This window comes from Pseudarthrobacter sp. 902506025 (assembly GCF_040702325.1).
GTDB lineage: Bacteria > Actinomycetota > Actinomycetes > Actinomycetales > Micrococcaceae > Arthrobacter.
Genome location: NZ_JBFBKW010000002.1, coordinates 354,279 through 370,099, shown reverse-complemented (window position 1 = coordinate 370,099; position 15,821 = coordinate 354,279). Strand labels below are relative to the sequence as shown.

The window sequence follows — 15,821 nt, the reverse complement described above, 5'->3', positions numbered from 1 at the left end:
TGGTGGATATAGATTTTTTATAGCACTCGTGGGAAACTGAAGCAAGACACGGGCCGCAGCGATTTTTGGGAGTACACATGGCAGAACCTGATGCGGGACGGCCTGCGCGCTCCGCCGGCTCACGGGCCCTGTACGCCATCTCGGTGGCCGCGGAGCTCACGGGAACCGGGCAGCAGAACATCAGGCTGTACGAAACCAAGGGGCTGCTGACGCCGTCGAGGACGGCAGGCGGCACCCGCCAATACAGCGATGACGACATTGCCGTACTGCAGCGGATCGGCGAGCTCCTCGAGGAGGGGCTGAACCTGGCAGGCGTTGCCAAGGTCCTGGAGCTGGAGGCGGCGAACGTGAAATTGCACAGGGCCCTGAAGCGCGCCAGGTCCCGGCCGCAGTGATGCAGCCGGGACCTGGCTGCAGCGAATCAGCCGAGCGACGCAACCGGAATCAAGCAGCCGCGGTGACGTAACTGCAGTGAATTAGCCTGCCGGGGAGGGCGCTACTCCCGGGCGGATTCTTCCTTCGACAGCTCTCCCGTGACCGGCTCCCCGGGGATTCGCGCTGTCCGCCAGGTGTCCAGCGCGATGACTCCGCCCAGGATGAGCAGCGAGAGGGAAAACGATGCAAGGGTATCGGTGGGCCAGTGGTAGCCCAGGTAGAGCCGGCTGCCGATGGCGAGGATGATTCCGATTCCGGCCCCGATGAAACCGAACACCGCTGAGCGGGGGTTCCGGCGCCGGGAGAAGATCAGGTAGGCGCCCACCAGCAGGAAGTCGCAGGCTCCCAGGACGTGCCCGGACGGGTACGAGAAGGTCTGGTCCGCACCGAACAGCATCTGGTCAACGGGAGGCCGCGAGCGCTGGACGATGTGCAGGATGATCTGGGAGATGATCACCCCGGTCAGCATCGCGGACGCCAGCAGGATGGGGCGCCAGGCGTGTTTGGCCGCGAAGCCCCAGACGAGGATCACCACCAGCACGATGATGGGCAGGGCGATGGGGCCGAAGAACACGGCCAGGAAGATCATGAACGCGGTAAGTGCCCCTGAACGGGTTGTCAGCAGCCAGTCGTGCACCGGCTGGTCTGCAACGGTAAGGCCGACACCCTGCACCACGCTGATCAGCGTGGCGATAAAGAGTGCCAGCCCCACCACCGCCAGGATGACCGATGCACGGTAAAGGCGGCGCCGGTCGGCAGGATCGATGTAGCGCTCCTCCACCACGAACTTCTCATGGAAGGTGTGCCACCTGCCCGAGTTTCTCTGCGTGACTGCGGAACCTGCTGATTTTTGTGCCAATGTGCTGCCCGTCCCTGCGCCCTGTTGAATGCACGCCATGTATGCGTGTTGTTGAATGCCTAGGCTGAAGATTATCCCCATGATTGGCCATTCACTCCATCACCGGGTCACCGGCCATGGAGCCGGCCCCGGCCAGGTAGGGCGCCAGGGCGGCCGCCACGGCCAACGGCAGGGCCGGTCCGGGCGACTAGTACGACCCGGTGGTGAACTGCCAGCTCCGGCCGGCCAGCGGATTGCCGGCGAGGTCGCGGATCCCGGCGGCCCCTCCAACCAGGGTCACCGTATACCGGGCCTTGGCGGCCAGGGGTTCCTGGGGATCGAGGATCCACTGGTTGGTGGTGCCGTTGCGGTAGACAGAGGCTGCCACCAAGGCACCGGTGGAAGCGTTCTTCAAAGTGAATGTGGCGGTGCCGGCGCCCTGGACGGCTTCGCTGAAGGTGGCGCTGACGTTGCTGTTCCTGCGGACCAAGAGCGCATTGCTGCCCGGGGTGTAGCTGGTGAGGGTGGGCGCGGGGCCGGTGGTGAAACTCCAGCTGGTGGTGGCCAGTGGCGTGCCTGCCGTGTCGCGGATGGCAGAGGTTCCGCCGGCCAGGGTGGCCGTGTAGGTGGTGTCCGCGGCGAGGCTTGCGGCCGGGTCAAGGGTGGCGGTCCTGGTGGTTGCGTTGTACGTGACGGTGGCGGCAATGCTGGCCCCTGCGGCGTTTTTGAGCACGAAGGTCGTGGCGGACACGCCCTGGACGGCGGCGCTGAAGGTGGCCGCCACGTTCGTGCCCGCGGCCACGGCGGTGGCCTTGGCGGCCGGCGAAACCGAGGTGACGGTCGGGGCAGGAGCAGGGGCAGGAGCCGTGGCGTCCGCACCGGTAAACAGCAGGCGGTTCGGGGTACCCGCGGTGGCGCCGGTGACCACCCCGGAGGTGGCATTGGCTGCCAGTGCCGCGGCCACGTCCGCCGGTGCCAGGGCGGGGTTCTGCGAGAGCAGCAGGGCAGCGGCGCCGGCGGTGTGCGGAGCCGCCATGGACGTTCCGGACATGGACGCCGTGGCCGTGGTGGAGGTGTAGTAGTCGGAGGTGATGCCGACGCCGGGAGCATACAGGTCAACGCAGGACCCAAAGTTGGAGAACGATGCCTGCTTGTCGGTTGCATCGCTGGCCGCCACGGTGACGGCGCCGGGCACGCGGGCAGGTGAGCCCGTGCAGGCGTCCACAGCGGAGTTGCCCGCGGCCACCACAGTGGTGACGCCGTCAGCCAGGACGGCCTGGACGGCGCTGTCCACCGTGCTGCTGGCCGCTCCACCCAGGCTGAGGTTGGCCACGGCCGGTGTTCCGGCTGCATGGTTTGCGGCGATCCAGTCCAGGCCGGCCACCACGTCCGAGTTGTAGCCCGACCCGCTGCAGTCCAGCACCCTGACCGGCACCAGGGTGGCGCTCTTGGCGACGCCGTACGTGGACCCTGCCACCGTTCCGGCTACGTGGGTGCCGTGGCCGTTGCAGTCAGTGGTGCCGTTGCCATCCGCCACGGCGGTCCAGCCCGCCGCCACCCGGCCGCCAAAGTCGCTGTGCGAGGCCAGGATGCCGGTGTCCACCACGTAGGCCGTCACACCGGCGCCGGACCCGGTCCACGAGTAGCTGCCGGAGAGCGGCAACGCCCGTTGGTCGGCACGGTCCAGGCCCCAGGGGGCCGGCTGCTCGTTCCCGGAAACCGTGAGGGGGGCGTCCGGTTCCACCGACAGCACCTTCCCCGACCTGGCAAGGGCTGCCGCCTGGGCGGGGGTTGCGGTGACAACGGCGCCATGGATTGCATGCTCAAACGTGCGGCCGACGGCGAGGCCCTGGCCGCGCAGTCCGGCCGTCTCTGCGGCGACGTCCGCAGTGGGGGCGTACTGGACGATGTAGCGTCCGGCTGCGGGGGGTTGGACAGTGACAGCAGCCGCGGCAGGAACGGCGGCGGCGGGCAGGGCTGCCGTGGAAAGGACGACGGCGGAGAGCATCGCCGTGAGCGCAGGCAGCACGAAGAAACGGGTACGCATGTGGGGTCCTTGCGGTGGCGGTTGGCGGTACCAAAAGGATAGGAGCCGGAAGCGCACGGCTTCCGGCTCCTTGGATGATCCTGTGCCAACCTTTGGCGTTTCCTGCGGCCCGGTTACTGCAGGCCCGGTTTTAGCCCTGGCCTCCTCCAGAGCCGGAGCCGGCTGCAGCATGGTTCCGCCAGCTGTGCTCGGGCTCGAAGCCCAGCAGCCGCCGTGCCTTGTCGATGGAAAGCATCGTTTCGTGCTCGCCCAGTTCCTTGGTGACCTTGACGCCGGGGAACACCTCAGCTGCGAGGCCGGCACTTGACCGGCTCATGACGGTATCGGCATTGGCAATGATGAAGGCCTCGAATCCTGGCTTGGCGTTCTCCAGCGCCCGCGCCACGGCCTGCGCGCCGTCCCTGCCGTCGATGTAGCCCCACAGGTTCCACTTCCGCAGCATCGCGTCCCCATCAAAGGAGGGGAACTTTTCGTAGTCGGCCTCGTCCATCACGTTGGAGAACCGCAGCCCCGTAATGCTCAGCTCCGGGTCCCACCGCGTCATCTCCACGGCCATCTGCTCCTCCAGCGTCTTCACCAGGGAGTAGGTGCTTTCCGGCCGCGGCGGGTATTCCTCGTCCACCGGGATGTAGGGCGGGTCGATGTCGAACGGCAGCCCCAGCACGGTCTCGCTGGACGCGTACACCACCTTTTTGATGCCGGCGCGCCGCGCGGCCTGGAAGACGTTGTAGGTGGACAGCATGTTGTTCTCGAACGTGGCGGCGTCCGGAAGGATGCCCGGGGCGGGAATGGCTCCCAGGTGCACCACGGCGTCGAACCCGTCATGCCGGTCATCAACCCCCAGCAGCGCGTCCACCACCTGCCCGTAGTTGCGCAGGTCCACTACCAGGAGCCCCGGGCTGCGCTCGCCAGCGCGGTCCAGGGTGAGGACCTGGTGGCCATCGTCGGTGAGCCGGCGCACCACGTGCCGCCCCAGTTTTCCGTTTCCGCCTGTAACGGCAATTCTCATCAGTGTTTCCTTCTGTTGGAGTGCGTTCACCGTGCGGTGTTTCGGTCAGGACGGGGGCCGCGGGGCTGCGAGGAACTGTTCGACGGCGGCGATTGCCACTGCGGTGATCCCGCCTTGATCGCCGCTGCCGTTGACGGACACCAGGATGCCCCGGCCCGCGTACACCGAGACTACTTCATGGGTCTGGCGGTGGTAGAGGTCCAGGCGGCGCCGGAAGACATCGATGGTGTCGTCCGTGCGGCCCTGTTCCGCAGCGCGGCGCTGCATCCGCTCCTCCAGTTCGGCGTCCGGCGCCTGCAGTTCGATGACGGCGTCCAGCGCATGGCCCTGGGCGGCGAGCATGGCATCCAGTTCGGCGGCCTGCGGCGCCGTGCGGGGGTAGCCGTCCAGCACGAACCCGTGCCTCGCGTCGCCTTCAAGGAGCCGGTCCTTGACCAGTGCGTTGGTGAGGTGGTCAGGTACGAAGTGGCCGCCGTCCAAATACTGCGCAGCCTGGTTCCCCAGGTCTGTCTTCCGGCTTACGTTGCTCCGGAAGATGTCGCCGGTGGACACGGCAGGGACCTGGAAGTGGCGCGCCAGGTGTTCGGCCTGGGTTCCCTTGCCGGAGCCCGGTGGGCCGATGATGAGAAGCCTGGTCATGTTCCTGTCCTTCCGCGGCGGGACCACAGTCAACGGGCGGGCAGAGGCAGCACCGGCTCCCGCTTCATTGTGCCGGTTGGACCTTGCCGGGCGCCAGCAAGCGCTGTCGCGGCCCGGAAGCACATGGGCTTCGCCCCGGCCGGGGATGTATATACTCTGGTTATCGGTTTAGCAGCAGGCCGTTGGAAAGTTCGTCGATCCAGCGACCATCACCGGTTCCCCGCCTTGTTGCGGGGTGCTTGTGTGTTGCAGGCTCGTTTTGACCTGAACGAATGGCACCAGAAAACCGTGGCCAGCGAGTCAACAGCAAAAACCGATACATCCATCACAGAGCACCTGCATGAACTGGTCCTCAACAGCTCCGATGTTGAGGACTTCCTCAATGAACTGGCACAGGTGTCCGCGCGTAACCTCTCGGAGCCAGGCGATGAGATGCTATGCGCCATCACCCTGCTCCGGCAGCGGAAAACCGCCACCGTAGCCAGCAGCAGCCGGGAAGCAAAGTCCATCGGACGCCTTGAGCACAGCTTCGCCGAGACCCCCAGCCTGACGGCATTCACCGTCCAGGAGACAGTCCACGCTCCGGACCTCGAAGGGGACGGCCGCTGGCCGGAATACTCCACGGCTGTTGTGGCACAGGGAGTCAGGTCGGTCGCGGCTCTTCCCTTCCGGCTTGAAGGCGAAACCAAGGCAGCGCTGCTGCTGTACTCCGGCCGCGCCCACCGCTTTGAAGGCCGTGTGCTCAAGTTCGCCGAAGATTTCGTCAGCCAGACCTCGCTGGCACTCCGCCTTGCAGTGCGCTTTGCGCATTACAGCGAGACGGCGGCGAACCTCCGTGCCACGCTGGAGTCCCGCACGGTCATCGATATGGCGGTGGGCATCATCATGGCCCAGAACCGATGCAGCCAGCAGGACGCTTTTGCCATCCTGAAGACCGCGTCGAGCACCCGCAACACCAAGCTGCACGATGTTGCTGCTGCCGTGGTGAATGCCCTGGGCCAGGGCCCGGCGCGCACCCATTACGACGGCTAGGGCGGCGGTCTGCGCCAACGTGTCCTGCCACCAGTAGACTGGTGCCAACTTTTCGCCGGGGGGCTCAAATGGAACAGCAGCGTGTTTGCCTTGTCGTGGAGGATGACGACGACATCCGGGGCCTGATCTCGGTGGTCCTGTCCCGCGCGGGGTTCAAGGTCACCGCGGTGGGAACAGGTGCGGAGGGCATCGCCGCGGCGTCTGATCCCGCCATCGCCCTGGTCACCCTGGACCTTGGGCTTCCCGACATGGACGGGCACGTGGTGGCCCGCGCCATCCGCGTCCTCACCACCGCACCCTTGCTCTTCCTGACGGCCCGCTCCGAGGAAGACGACGTGCTGGCCGGTATGGCGTCAGGGGCTGCCGGCTACCTCACCAAACCTTTCCATCCGAAGGAACTGAAGGCCCTTGCCGGGCAGCTGTGCCCGGCGGCGGCTGTTTCACAGGAGCCCCAGATACCGGGCAAATCCCACTGCTGAGCCGGCCGCCGGGAATCGAGCCGTAACTCCCGGCGCCCCCGGCAGCGGTGACGCGTCCGGCGGCGGCCCGTGCCGCCGTCGGACGCGCACTGGCGCTACTTCGACAGGAAGTCCAGCAGGGCCTCGTTGACCTCCGCGGCGTGCGTCCACAGCAGGCCGTGCGGGGCACCCTCGATCTCCACGTACTCAGCGCTGGGCAGCGCCTTGGCGAACAGGCGGCCGGTGGAGTCAATGGGCAGGATGTTGTCCGCGGTGCCGTGCACGATCAGGGCCGGGACATCGATCTTGGGGATGTCCTGGCGGAAGTCCGTGAGCCACGTGGGTTGGGCGGCAACGGAAGCCGTTGCACCCGAGCCGACGGCAAGGTTCCAGCCCGCATTCATGACTTCCTGGCTCAGGCGGGGCGTGCCCAGGAAGGTGTCGGAGTTGTAGAAATTCTTGAAGAATTCGGTGAAGAAGGCGTAGCGGTCGGCCGTGACTGCTTCCAGAAGGCCGTCGAACACCTCATGGGGGACGCCGTCGGGATTGTCGTCGGCCTTGAGCAGGTAGGGCTCCAGGGATCCGAGGAACGCTGCCCGGGCCACGCGTGCGGAGCCGTAGGTGCCCAGGTAGCGGCCGACTTCGCCGGTGCCCATGGAGAAGCCCACCAGCACCACGTCGTTCAGGTCCAGGGTGGTCAGCAGGGTGTTGAGGTCCGCCGCGAAGGTGTCGTAGTCGTATCCCCCGGCGGGCTTGCTGGATTTGCCGAAACCGCGGCGGTCATAAGTGATGACCCGGTAGCCGGCACCCAGCAGGGCAGCAGCCTGCTTTTCCCAGGATGACCCGTCCAGGGGGTAGCCATGGATCAGCACCACGGGCTGTCCTGAGCCGTGGTCCTCGTAGTAGATCTCGATATCAGTGCTGTTCTCAGTGCCAACGGTGATTAAAGCCATCGGGGATGAATTCCTTTCGAGACTGGCCAGGCGGCAGGCAGAGCGCCGTGCCACGCATCTCCTACTCTAGGGCGGCCGGCTCCGGGCGGGGAGCGCTTTGCGGCGACGGCGGACGTTGCCAAAGTGCGTTGCGGCGGCAGCTGTGACAATATATGCGCATGAATGCAGATAAGAATGCTTGCTCGCTGGGCGCGGACAGCCAATACGTGGAGTTGGCGGTGGAGGTCTTCGCCATGCTGGCCGACGCTACCAGGGTGCGGATTATTTTGGCGCTCCGGGACGGCGAGATGGCGGTGGGCGCCCTGGCGGACGTCGTGGGCAAGTCCCCTGCCGCGGTTTCGCAGCACCTGGCGAAAATGCGCTTGGCCCGGATGGTGTCCACGCGGCAGGACGGGACGCGTGTGCTCTACCGGCTGGAAAACGAGCATGCACGGCAACTGGTGGCGGATGCGATCTTCCAGGCCGAACACGCCCTTGGCGGAGATCCGGCACACCACCGCATCACCAACCATTCTGCGCAAAGGAGTGCCTCATGAGCGGGCCCCACCAGGAGTCGACACACACGCACAGCCACCCCCATGAGGAGGGGCAAGGCGGACACGACCACGGTCATGACCACCCGCACGACCACGGTCATGACCACCCGCACGACCACGGTCATGAGCACCACCACGACCACCCGCACGATCATGACCACGACGGGCACGGCCACCACCACCACTCCGGCTTCAAGGGCTGGCTGTTCGAACTGTTCGTTCCGCACACGCACGATGCCGCCGATTCCATTGACGACGCCATGGAGGCCAGCAGCGAGGGCATCCGGGCGCTGAAGATCAGCATGTTCGTCCTGCTGGCCACGACCGTGCTGCAATTCCTGGTGGTCCTGTTCAGCAGCTCGGTGGCCCTGCTGGCGGACACCATCCACAACTTTTCCGACGCCCTGACCGCGGTACCCCTGTGGGTTGCCTTCATCCTGGGGCGCAGGGCCGCCAACCGCCGGTACACGTACGGCTACGGAAGGGCGGAGGACCTGGCAGGCCTGTTCATCGTGGCCGTGGTGGCCCTTTCCGCCGTCGTTGCCGGCTGGCAGTCAGTGGACCGGCTGATCCATCCCCAGCCGCTGCAGAACCTGGGCTGGGTCATGGCCGCGGGCCTGATCGGCTTTGCAGGAAACGAAGCCGTGGCCATCTACCGCATCCGGGTGGGCCGCAGGATCGGTTCCGCCGCGCTGGTGGCAGACGGTGTGCACGCCCGGACGGACGGCTTCACCTCGCTGGCCGTGGTGATCGGCGCCGTCGGCGTCATGCTCGGTTTTCCGCTGGCGGACCCGATCGTTGGGCTGATCATCTCCGCAGCCATCATGGTGCTGCTGTGGGGCACCATTCGGAGTATCGGACGGCGGCTTATGGATGGCATCGAACCGGAGCTGGTGTCGCGTGCCCAGTCCGCGCTGGAGGGGACGACGGGCGTCCTCGGCGTCCAGCACCTGCAGCTGCGGTGGTCGGGCCACCGGCTGCAGGGCTCGGCACGCATCGAACTGGCAGACACGGAGCTGTCGCACGCCGAGGAGGTCCTTGACCGCGCCGACCACCGGCTTCGGCAGGCACTGCCCAAGCTGGACCACATGCTCCTGGCTCCCGGCACCCGGCGGTAGCGGGCGCTTAACGCAGAAGTGACCCGGCCTGGCCGGGTCACTTCTGCGTTGCGGGGATTCCGGACCTAGGCGCGGGCAGCCTTTCCAGGCAGCGCGAGCTTGAAGACCTTTGCCCAGGAGGAGCCGACCTGCTTCAGCAGCGGCCCGGTGGTGTACTTCAGGCCGTACCGCTGGCAGATCTCGCGGACCCTGGGCGCCACCTCGGCGTACCGGTTCGAGGGCAGGTCCGGGAAGAGGTGGTGCTCGATCTGGTGTGAGAGGTTGCCCGTCATGAGGTGCATGAACTTCGAGCCCGAGATGTTGGCTGAGCCGATCATCTGGCGGACATACCAGTCACCGCGGGTTTCGCCGTCCACCATCTCTTCCGTGAAGGTGTCGGTTCCCTCCGGGAAGTGGCCGCAGAAGATCACCGCGTGGGCCCAGACGTTGCGGATGGCGTTGGCTGCGATCGTGCCGAAGAGGGCCTGCTTCGCGGACCCGGTGAGCATGGCGACCGCCGGGGTTGCTGCATAGTCCTTGGTGAACTGGGTGACAACCTTCTTGCCGAGCGCCTTGAGGTCCTTGTGCAGGGCCTCCTTGGACTTGGTGCCTTCCTTATACTCGGTCAGCTCAAGGTCGTAGATGGCAATGCCCCACTCGAAGACCGGGGCCAGGATGGCGTTGAACAGCGGGTTGGCCAGGTTGATGGGCTTCCACGGCTGCTGCTCATCCATGCGCAGGAGGTTGTATCCGACGTCGTTGTCCTTGCCCACCACGTTGGTCCAGCGGTGGTGCAGGTCGTTGTGGGTGTGCTGCCAGGACCGCGACGGCGTGACGAAGTCCCATTCCCAGGTGGTGGAGTGGATGTCCGGGTCCCGCATCCAGTCCCACTGGCCGTGCAGGATGTTGTGGCCCAGTTCCATGTTTTCCAGGATCTTGGCCAGGCTCAGCAAGGTGGTACCGGTGACCCAGGCAGCCTTGTTCTTACTGACCAGGAGGGCGGCCCGGCCGGAGATCTCGAGCCCGCGCTGGATCTTGATCATCCGGCGGATGTAGGCAGCATCCTCGGCGCCCCGCTTGGCCAGGACTTCATCCCGGATGGCGTCGAGCTCGCGGCCCAGCTCCGCTACCTGCTCGTCGCTGAGGTGCGCGGCGGCCGGCGGCCGGACGGTGGGGCTGCCCGATTCGGCGAGCTTCCCGGGACGCGTTCTCGAGCTTCCCGCGGGGGTGACCTTGGTAGGGGTGATTACAGACATTCCGTGGTGCTCCTCAGATTTCGAGGTTTACGGGTCCGGCGGCTGCCGAGACACACGTTTGGATCAGTTGGCCGGGTTCGCCATGGATCTCCCCGGTACGCAGGTCCCGGACCTGCCCGGCAAGCAGCGGTGTGAGGCAGCTGTGGCAGATGCCCATCCGGCAGCCGCTGGGCATCAGCACCCCGGCGTCCTCGCCGACGTCCAGGATGGGGGTGTCGCCGTCGGCCTGCACCTCGCGGTCGGAGGCTTCGAAGGTGACCAGGCCGCCGTCGTGCCCTACGCCCGCGTTGAAGGTGGTGTTGAAGCGCTCGATCATCAGGTTGCCGGGGTCGCCCGCCACGGCGACGTCGGAGCCTGGAGCCTTGGCGGTCAGTGCCCGCTTCCAGAGCGCCTCTGCGTCGTCCAGGAAACTGTCCGGACCGCAGGCGTAGGCTGCCCGTTCCTTCCAGTCGGGGCAGATCGCGTCCAGCTCCTTGGTGCTGGAGAAGTCCATGCGGCCCTGCTCGCCGGTGTACCAGTGCGCCAGCCGGAAGTTGGGGAACTGGTCCGCGAGCTCGGCCAGCTCCTCGCGGAACAGGCTGTCATCCGGGGTGCGGGCCGAGTGGACCAGGACGACGTCGGCATCCGGGCGGCGGGGAACGAGGGTACGGATCATGGACATCACCGGGGTGATGCCGCTGCCCGCTGTGGCCATGAGCAGGGGGCGCGGGTGCTCAGGGAGCACGAAGTCGCCCTGGGGCGGGGCCAGGAACAGCACGTCCCCGGGCTTCGTGGTGCGCACCAGGGTGCCGGACACGGCACCGACATCGGTGACGGTGATGGCCGGGTCCTTGCCGGCGGGAGCGCTGAGGGAGTATGAGCGCCAGTGGCGAACGCCGTCGAGTTCGACGCCGATGCGGGCCCACTGGCCTGCCAGGTGCGCCTTCCAGCCACGGCCCGGGCGGAAGAAGATCGTGGCCGACTGGGCGGTCTCCTGGACCACCCGGGTGACCACGCCGCGCAATTGCCGGGCGGAGTAGACAGGGTTGAACAGCGCCAGGATATCTTCGGGCGCCAAAGGGGTAGTGAGCACTGAGGCCGCCTGGGCCAGCTGTCGTAGCCGGATCATACGGGTAAGCCTAGAGCGGTGCGAGCCATATTTCTCTCTCTCCGTCATATGACCGTTCCGCAGTCACACGCTAGTTGGTGGGCGCGAAGCCCCCACGCCGCACTCTTAAGAGTAACGGTTCGGTCTCACAAAAGGTTCCCGGCGTCCTTTCGGCTCCATCCCAGGGCAGGAGCCACGTATTTTGCGATGTTGCTCAAAAGCTTGGCGTTGAACTCCACGCCCAGCTGGTTGGGAACGGTCAGGAGGAGGGTGTCCGCAGCCTGCACCGCGGTATCGGCCGCGAGCTGCTCCGCCAGGAGGTCCGGCGCTCCCACGTAGCTCTTGCCGAACCTGGCCGTGAGGCCGTCGATGACTCCTACCTGGTCGCGGCCGTCCCGGAGCGCGCTTCCGGCGAAGTAGTAGTTGTCCTCATCATCCACGATGGGCAGGACACTGCGGCTCACCGAAACCCGCGGCTGATGGGGGTGGCCTGCGGCCGCCCATGCGTCCCTGAACAGCTGGATCTGCTCGGCCTGGAGTTCATGGAACGGGACCCCGGTGTCCTCCGTGAGCAGGGTGGAGCTCATCAGGTTCATCCCGAGTTCCGCGGCCCATACGGCGGTCTTCCGGCTGCCGGCACCCCACCAGATCCGTTCCGCCAGCCCCGGGGACTGGGGCTGGACCGGGAGGAGGCCGATGGCCCCGCCGGCGTAGCGTGGATCGGCCTGGGCAACCCCGGCGCCGGTAATGGCTTTGCGGAAGGCGTCGGTGTGGCGGCGGGCCATGTCCGCATCGGTCTCCCCCGGCTGCGGCCGGTAGCCGAACGCGGACGCGCCCTGCAGGGCGGGCTCGGGTGAACCACGGCTGATGCCAAGCTGCAGCCTGCCGCCGCTGATCAGGTCTGCCGCGGCCGCTTCCTCTGCCATGTACAGCGGGTTTTCGTAGCGCATGTCGATCACACCCGTGCCAATTTCGATGCGGCTGGTGCGGGCCGCGATGGCTGACAGGAGGGGGAAGGGCGATGCCTGCTGCCGGGCGAAGTGGTGGACACGGAAGAACGCCCCGTCCACTCCGAGTTCTTCGGCGGCGACCGCCAGTTCGATGCCCTGGAGAAGGGCATCCGCCGCCGTCCTGGTTTGGGAACCCTGGCCGGGGCCCCAGTGGCCGAATGAAAGGAATCCGATGCGCTCCATACCTCCCCCAACGGTGCTGCCGGCAGCTGCATTCCCGGCTGGGATGATGGCTGGGTGGGTACTCCGGGTGAAACTGTCGCTGTCTTCAAGACCATCGTGCTGTTCGTGCTGGCCGCTGCCGCTGAGATCGGGGGCGCCTGGCTGGTGTGGCAGGCCGTGCGCGAGGGCAGGGACTGGTGGTGGGCGGGGCTCGGCGTGATCGCGCTGGGCGTCTATGGCTTCGTGGCCACACTCCAGCCGGACGCCCATTTCGGGCGGATCCTGGCAGCCTACGGCGGAGTGTTCGTTGCCGGCTCCCTGGTGTGGGGCATGGCATTTGACGGCTTCCGCCCGGACCGGTGGGACGTCGCCGGATCCCTGGTCTGCCTGCTGGGCGTCGCCGTGATCATGTTTGCACCCCGCAGCGGCGGTTAAAGCAGCGGGAGCGTGGCTAAAATCTAGCCACGACGAAAGGCGGGTCCTGTGGAGCGGGTGGACTACTGCGTTATTGGTGGCGGCATCGTAGGCCTTGCAACTGCCTACCAGCTGCTGCAGAGGCAACCGGGAGCTTCCCTGGTCCTGCTCGAGGCCGCGGGTTCCCTGGCTTCGCACCAGACCGGGCACAACAGCGGCGTCATCCATTCCGGCATCTACTACGCCCCGGACAGCCTCAAGGCCCGGTTCAGCAAGGCCGGAGCGCAACAAACCAAGGAGTTCTGCCGGGAGCACGGGATCAGGTTCGCCGAGCCGGGCAAGCTGCTCGTGGCCACCTCGGCCGTGGAGCTGGACCGGCTGGGCCGGCTGGAGGAACGCGCGGCCGTCCATGGGCTGGACTGCGAGCGCCTCGACCAGGCGGAACTCAATAGGCGCGAGCCCAACGTTTCGGGACTGGGCGCGCTGTTCATTCCGAGCACCGGCATCGTGGACTACGGGGAAGTGGCGCGGAAGCTGGCCGACCTCATCTCCGCTGCCGGCGGGCGGGTCATCACCGGAGCCACCGTGGGCTCGATCGTGGAGCATTCGGACCGCGTGGAGGTTGCCACGGGCCAGGCCGCCTACTCGTGCCGCCGCCTGGTGGCGTGTGCGGGCCTGCAGTCGGACCGCGTGGCGGAAATGGCCGGCATGAAGATTGATGTCCAGATCATTCCTTTCCGCGGGGAGTACTTCGAGCTCCCGGAATCCAAGTGGGACTATGTGACCCACCTGATCTACCCCGTACCGGATCCGGACCTGCCCTTCCTGGGGGTGCACCTCACTCCCACCATCAACGGCAGCATCACTGTGGGACCCAATGCGGTCCTGGGCCTGGCCCGGGAGGGCTACCCCAAATTCTCCGTGGACCTCAAGGACGTGGGCCGCTATCTGCGCTTTCCCGGGCTGTGGCACGTGGCAAGGTCCAACGCCGCCACCGCAGTGCGCGAAGTCCGGAACTCGCTGTTCAAGGGCAGCTACCTCCAGGAATGCCGCAAATACGCCCCCGGCCTGTCCAAGGCGGACCTGCTGCCGTACGAGGCAGGCATCCGGGCACAGGCGGTGCGCCGGGACGGAACGCTCCTGCACGATTTCCTGCTGGCGGAGACGGACAGGATGATCCACGTCCTGAACGCCCCCTCCCCGGCCGCAACCGCCGCCCTGCCCATCGGGGAACACCTGGCCGGCAAAGCCGTGCTGCACCCCGCGTCCTGACCGGCAGGGCGGCACCGGCCACGGCTAAACTGGCCCGGTGATCAACAGTGAGCAGCCGCCCCGGCCAACGGTCCCGCCGTCGCGCGGGAGGATGGCGGAACGGCTGCTGCCCGGCGGCGAGGAACCGGACCCGCGCTTCACGCTGGCGAACGAACGCACCTTCCTGGCCTGGATCCGGACGTCGCTTGCGCTGCTGGCGGGTGGCATTGCCATCGAGGCGTTCACTTCGGGCCTTTTCATTGAGCCTGTCCGGAAAGGCCTGGCCGTCCTGCTGCTTCTGCTGGGCATGATGCTCAGTGGCGGGGCCGCCATGCGGTGGCTCCGGGTGGAGCGCAGCATGCGGAACAAGGCGCCGTTGCCGCTGCCGCTCTTTGTGCCCCTGCTGGCCGGGGCAGGCGCGCTGGCTGCCGCCGTCGTACTGGTCTTTATTCTCTGGCGCTGATTCCGTGGCATCCAGCGGCCCCAGCCCCCACGGCGATCCCGGCCTCCAGCCGGAGCGGACGGCCCTCGCCTGGGGCCGGACCATGCTGGCGCTGGTGACGGCCAGCGCCTTCTTCCTGCGCTGGCTTCCCACCTATGGGCCGCCCATCCTGATGTTGCCGGTGATTTCCGGCGGCGCCGCCCTGGCCATTTACCTCACGCAGCGCCGCCGCTACCAGGCGAGGTCGCACGGGCTGGCTGGCGAAAGCATCGAGGCCGACCTGCCCGCTGTGCTCTGGACCGCCTTCGCCGGGCTCGCCCTGGGGTGCCTGGGCATTGTGGTGGTGCTGGTCAGCTAGAACGGTTCCGGCCAGCTGGACCCGTACCGGCCAGCTAGAACATGGGCAGGACGAAGCCGGCCAGCAGGGCCACGGCGCCGATCGCCGTCAGGCACCGGCCCAGGACCGAGGCCGTTCTCCCGGCTTCCTCCGGCCTGGTGGTCTGCCACTGCGTTGGACGCTTGGGGTGGTAATAGATGGGCAGGGTGTCTCCCGCGGCCATGTCCTTGATGTCGTACGGGGACATCGGGGCGTTGTGCACCTGGTGCTTCCGGTCAAACCAGCGGAAGCCAACACCGGTGGAATCGGAGTACACCACGGCCTCGGCCATGTCCCACGGGTGCACGAAGCGGCGGAGGAATCCGGTGTAGAAGAGCAGTCCCAGCCCGGCGGGCAGGCACAACCAGGTGAGCACTTCCAGGATGGGACCTGCCATATCGAGCGCAGTGGGCATGAAGTTGATGGTACAGCTCAGGGGCTGGCTCCTTCAGCACCTGATACGTACGCTGAAGGAGACCGGACCGGAGTAAGGGGAAGCCATGAATGATCAGGACATTTTGACGCACATCCAGGCCCTCGTGGAGGAGGAGCACTCACTGCGTGAGGGCTCGGGGGGCGGGCAGGCCCCGGACCAGGCACGGCTCAAGTATGTGGAAGAAAGCCTGGACCAGTGCTGGGACCTGCTGCGTCAACGGCGGGCCAAGAAGGATTCGGGCGAGAACCCGAACGACGCCGAAGCCCGCCCCATCAGCGAGGTCGAAGGTTACAGGCAGTAGCCGTCGCCGGACCGCCTTGGGTGCCCGGGTCAACCTACCCGG

At 66.8% G+C, this 15,821-nt stretch carries 19 protein-coding genes; 10 read left to right on the top strand and 9 right to left on the bottom strand.

The window, feature by feature from the left end:
- Positions 1-77: 77 nt before the first annotated feature.
- Positions 78-395 carry a MerR family transcriptional regulator gene (locus tag AB0280_RS05600; protein WP_159630611.1) on the top strand — a complete coding sequence of 106 codons (318 nt, stop codon included), beginning with the start codon at positions 78-80 and terminating at the stop codon, positions 393-395.
- Between the two features lie 101 nt (positions 396-496).
- On the opposite strand, the gene AB0280_RS05595 is transcribed toward AB0280_RS05600, so the two are convergent.
- From AB0280_RS05595 to AB0280_RS05580, 4 genes are all read right to left on the bottom strand, one after another.
- Positions 497-1,294 carry a phosphatase PAP2 family protein gene (locus AB0280_RS05595; RefSeq protein ID WP_224027073.1) on the bottom strand — a complete coding sequence of 266 codons (798 nt, stop codon included), beginning with the start codon at positions 1,292-1,294 and terminating at the stop codon, positions 497-499.
- Positions 1,295-1,481: 187 nt separating this feature from the next.
- A complete protein-coding gene (locus AB0280_RS05590; RefSeq protein WP_366366390.1) occupies positions 1,482-3,320 on the bottom strand; it encodes a S8 family serine peptidase in 1,839 nt (612 codons plus the stop codon).
- A 130-nt stretch (positions 3,321-3,450) separates the two neighbouring features.
- Positions 3,451-4,329: an NAD-dependent epimerase/dehydratase family protein gene (locus tag AB0280_RS05585; protein ID WP_224027075.1), complete on the bottom strand. Its 879-nt coding sequence runs from the start codon at positions 4,327-4,329 to the stop codon at positions 3,451-3,453.
- A 45-nt stretch (positions 4,330-4,374) separates the two neighbouring features.
- Positions 4,375-4,968, bottom strand: a complete 594-nt coding sequence (locus AB0280_RS05580) for an adenylate kinase (protein WP_366366388.1) — start codon at positions 4,966-4,968, stop codon at positions 4,375-4,377.
- A 288-nt stretch (positions 4,969-5,256) separates the two neighbouring features.
- Between AB0280_RS05580 and AB0280_RS05575 the strand changes: the two genes are divergently transcribed.
- Positions 5,257-6,000 carry a GAF and ANTAR domain-containing protein gene (locus AB0280_RS05575; protein ID WP_364402331.1) on the top strand — a complete coding sequence of 248 codons (744 nt, stop codon included), beginning with the start codon at positions 5,257-5,259 and terminating at the stop codon, positions 5,998-6,000.
- 68 nt (positions 6,001-6,068) lie between these two features.
- Complete coding sequence (locus tag AB0280_RS05570; protein WP_159630601.1) at positions 6,069-6,479, top strand: response regulator transcription factor; 411 nt, start codon at positions 6,069-6,071, stop codon at positions 6,477-6,479.
- A 95-nt stretch (positions 6,480-6,574) separates the two neighbouring features.
- Here the strand turns inward: AB0280_RS05570 and AB0280_RS05565 are convergent, their stop codons facing one another.
- Entirely contained in the window at positions 6,575-7,411 is an 837-nt protein-coding gene (locus tag AB0280_RS05565; protein WP_307491641.1) for an alpha/beta fold hydrolase, read from the bottom strand.
- A 158-nt stretch (positions 7,412-7,569) separates the two neighbouring features.
- On the opposite strand from AB0280_RS05565, the gene AB0280_RS05560 reads away from it, so the two are divergent.
- Both AB0280_RS05560 and AB0280_RS05555 read left to right on the top strand, forming a co-directional pair.
- Entirely contained in the window at positions 7,570-7,947 is a 378-nt protein-coding gene (locus AB0280_RS05560) for an ArsR/SmtB family transcription factor (RefSeq protein ID WP_159630597.1), read from the top strand.
- On the top strand, positions 7,944-9,065 hold the full coding sequence (locus tag AB0280_RS05555) for a cation diffusion facilitator family transporter (RefSeq protein WP_366366386.1): 1,122 nt from the start codon (positions 7,944-7,946) through the stop codon (positions 9,063-9,065). The genes AB0280_RS05560 and AB0280_RS05555 overlap by 4 nt, the downstream gene beginning before the upstream one ends.
- A 65-nt stretch (positions 9,066-9,130) precedes the next feature.
- Here AB0280_RS05555 and AB0280_RS05550 read toward each other — a convergent pair whose 3' ends face one another.
- From AB0280_RS05550 to AB0280_RS05540, 3 genes are all read right to left on the bottom strand, one after another.
- Entirely contained in the window at positions 9,131-10,300 is a 1,170-nt protein-coding gene (locus AB0280_RS05550) for a fatty acid desaturase family protein (protein ID WP_224027079.1), read from the bottom strand.
- Positions 10,301-10,313: 13 nt separating this feature from the next.
- Positions 10,314-11,408 (bottom strand): ferredoxin reductase, encoded by a 1,095-nt coding sequence (locus tag AB0280_RS05545; protein ID WP_366366384.1) that lies wholly within the window; start codon positions 11,406-11,408, stop codon positions 10,314-10,316.
- 125 nt (positions 11,409-11,533) lie between these two features.
- Positions 11,534-12,580, bottom strand: a complete 1,047-nt coding sequence (locus AB0280_RS05540) for an LLM class flavin-dependent oxidoreductase (RefSeq protein WP_366366382.1) — start codon at positions 12,578-12,580, stop codon at positions 11,534-11,536.
- A 54-nt stretch (positions 12,581-12,634) separates the two neighbouring features.
- Between AB0280_RS05540 and AB0280_RS05535 the strand changes: the two genes are divergently transcribed.
- The 4 genes from AB0280_RS05535 (at position 12,635) to AB0280_RS05520 (ending at position 15,024) form a co-directional block, all read left to right on the top strand.
- Positions 12,635-12,994 (top strand): YnfA family protein, encoded by a 360-nt coding sequence (locus tag AB0280_RS05535; RefSeq protein ID WP_224027082.1) that lies wholly within the window; start codon positions 12,635-12,637, stop codon positions 12,992-12,994.
- A 48-nt stretch (positions 12,995-13,042) separates the two neighbouring features.
- Positions 13,043-14,245, top strand: a complete 1,203-nt coding sequence (lhgO, locus tag AB0280_RS05530; RefSeq protein WP_307491633.1) for an L-2-hydroxyglutarate oxidase — start codon at positions 13,043-13,045, stop codon at positions 14,243-14,245.
- 91 nt (positions 14,246-14,336) lie between these two features.
- Positions 14,337-14,687 (top strand): YidH family protein, encoded by a 351-nt coding sequence (locus AB0280_RS05525; RefSeq protein ID WP_159635145.1) that lies wholly within the window; start codon positions 14,337-14,339, stop codon positions 14,685-14,687.
- Positions 14,688-14,691: 4 nt separating this feature from the next.
- Positions 14,692-15,024 carry a DUF202 domain-containing protein gene (locus tag AB0280_RS05520; protein ID WP_159630585.1) on the top strand — a complete coding sequence of 111 codons (333 nt, stop codon included), beginning with the start codon at positions 14,692-14,694 and terminating at the stop codon, positions 15,022-15,024.
- 34 nt (positions 15,025-15,058) lie between these two features.
- On the opposite strand, the gene AB0280_RS05515 is transcribed toward AB0280_RS05520, so the two are convergent.
- Positions 15,059-15,457, bottom strand: coding sequence for a hypothetical protein (locus tag AB0280_RS05515; RefSeq protein ID WP_159630583.1), 399 nt, complete (start codon positions 15,455-15,457; stop codon positions 15,059-15,061).
- A gap of 85 nt (positions 15,458-15,542) precedes the next feature.
- On the opposite strand from AB0280_RS05515, the gene AB0280_RS05510 reads away from it, so the two are divergent.
- Positions 15,543-15,779: a DUF2630 family protein gene (locus AB0280_RS05510; protein ID WP_159630581.1), complete on the top strand. Its 237-nt coding sequence runs from the start codon at positions 15,543-15,545 to the stop codon at positions 15,777-15,779.
- The last annotated feature ends 42 nt before the right edge of the window (positions 15,780-15,821 follow it).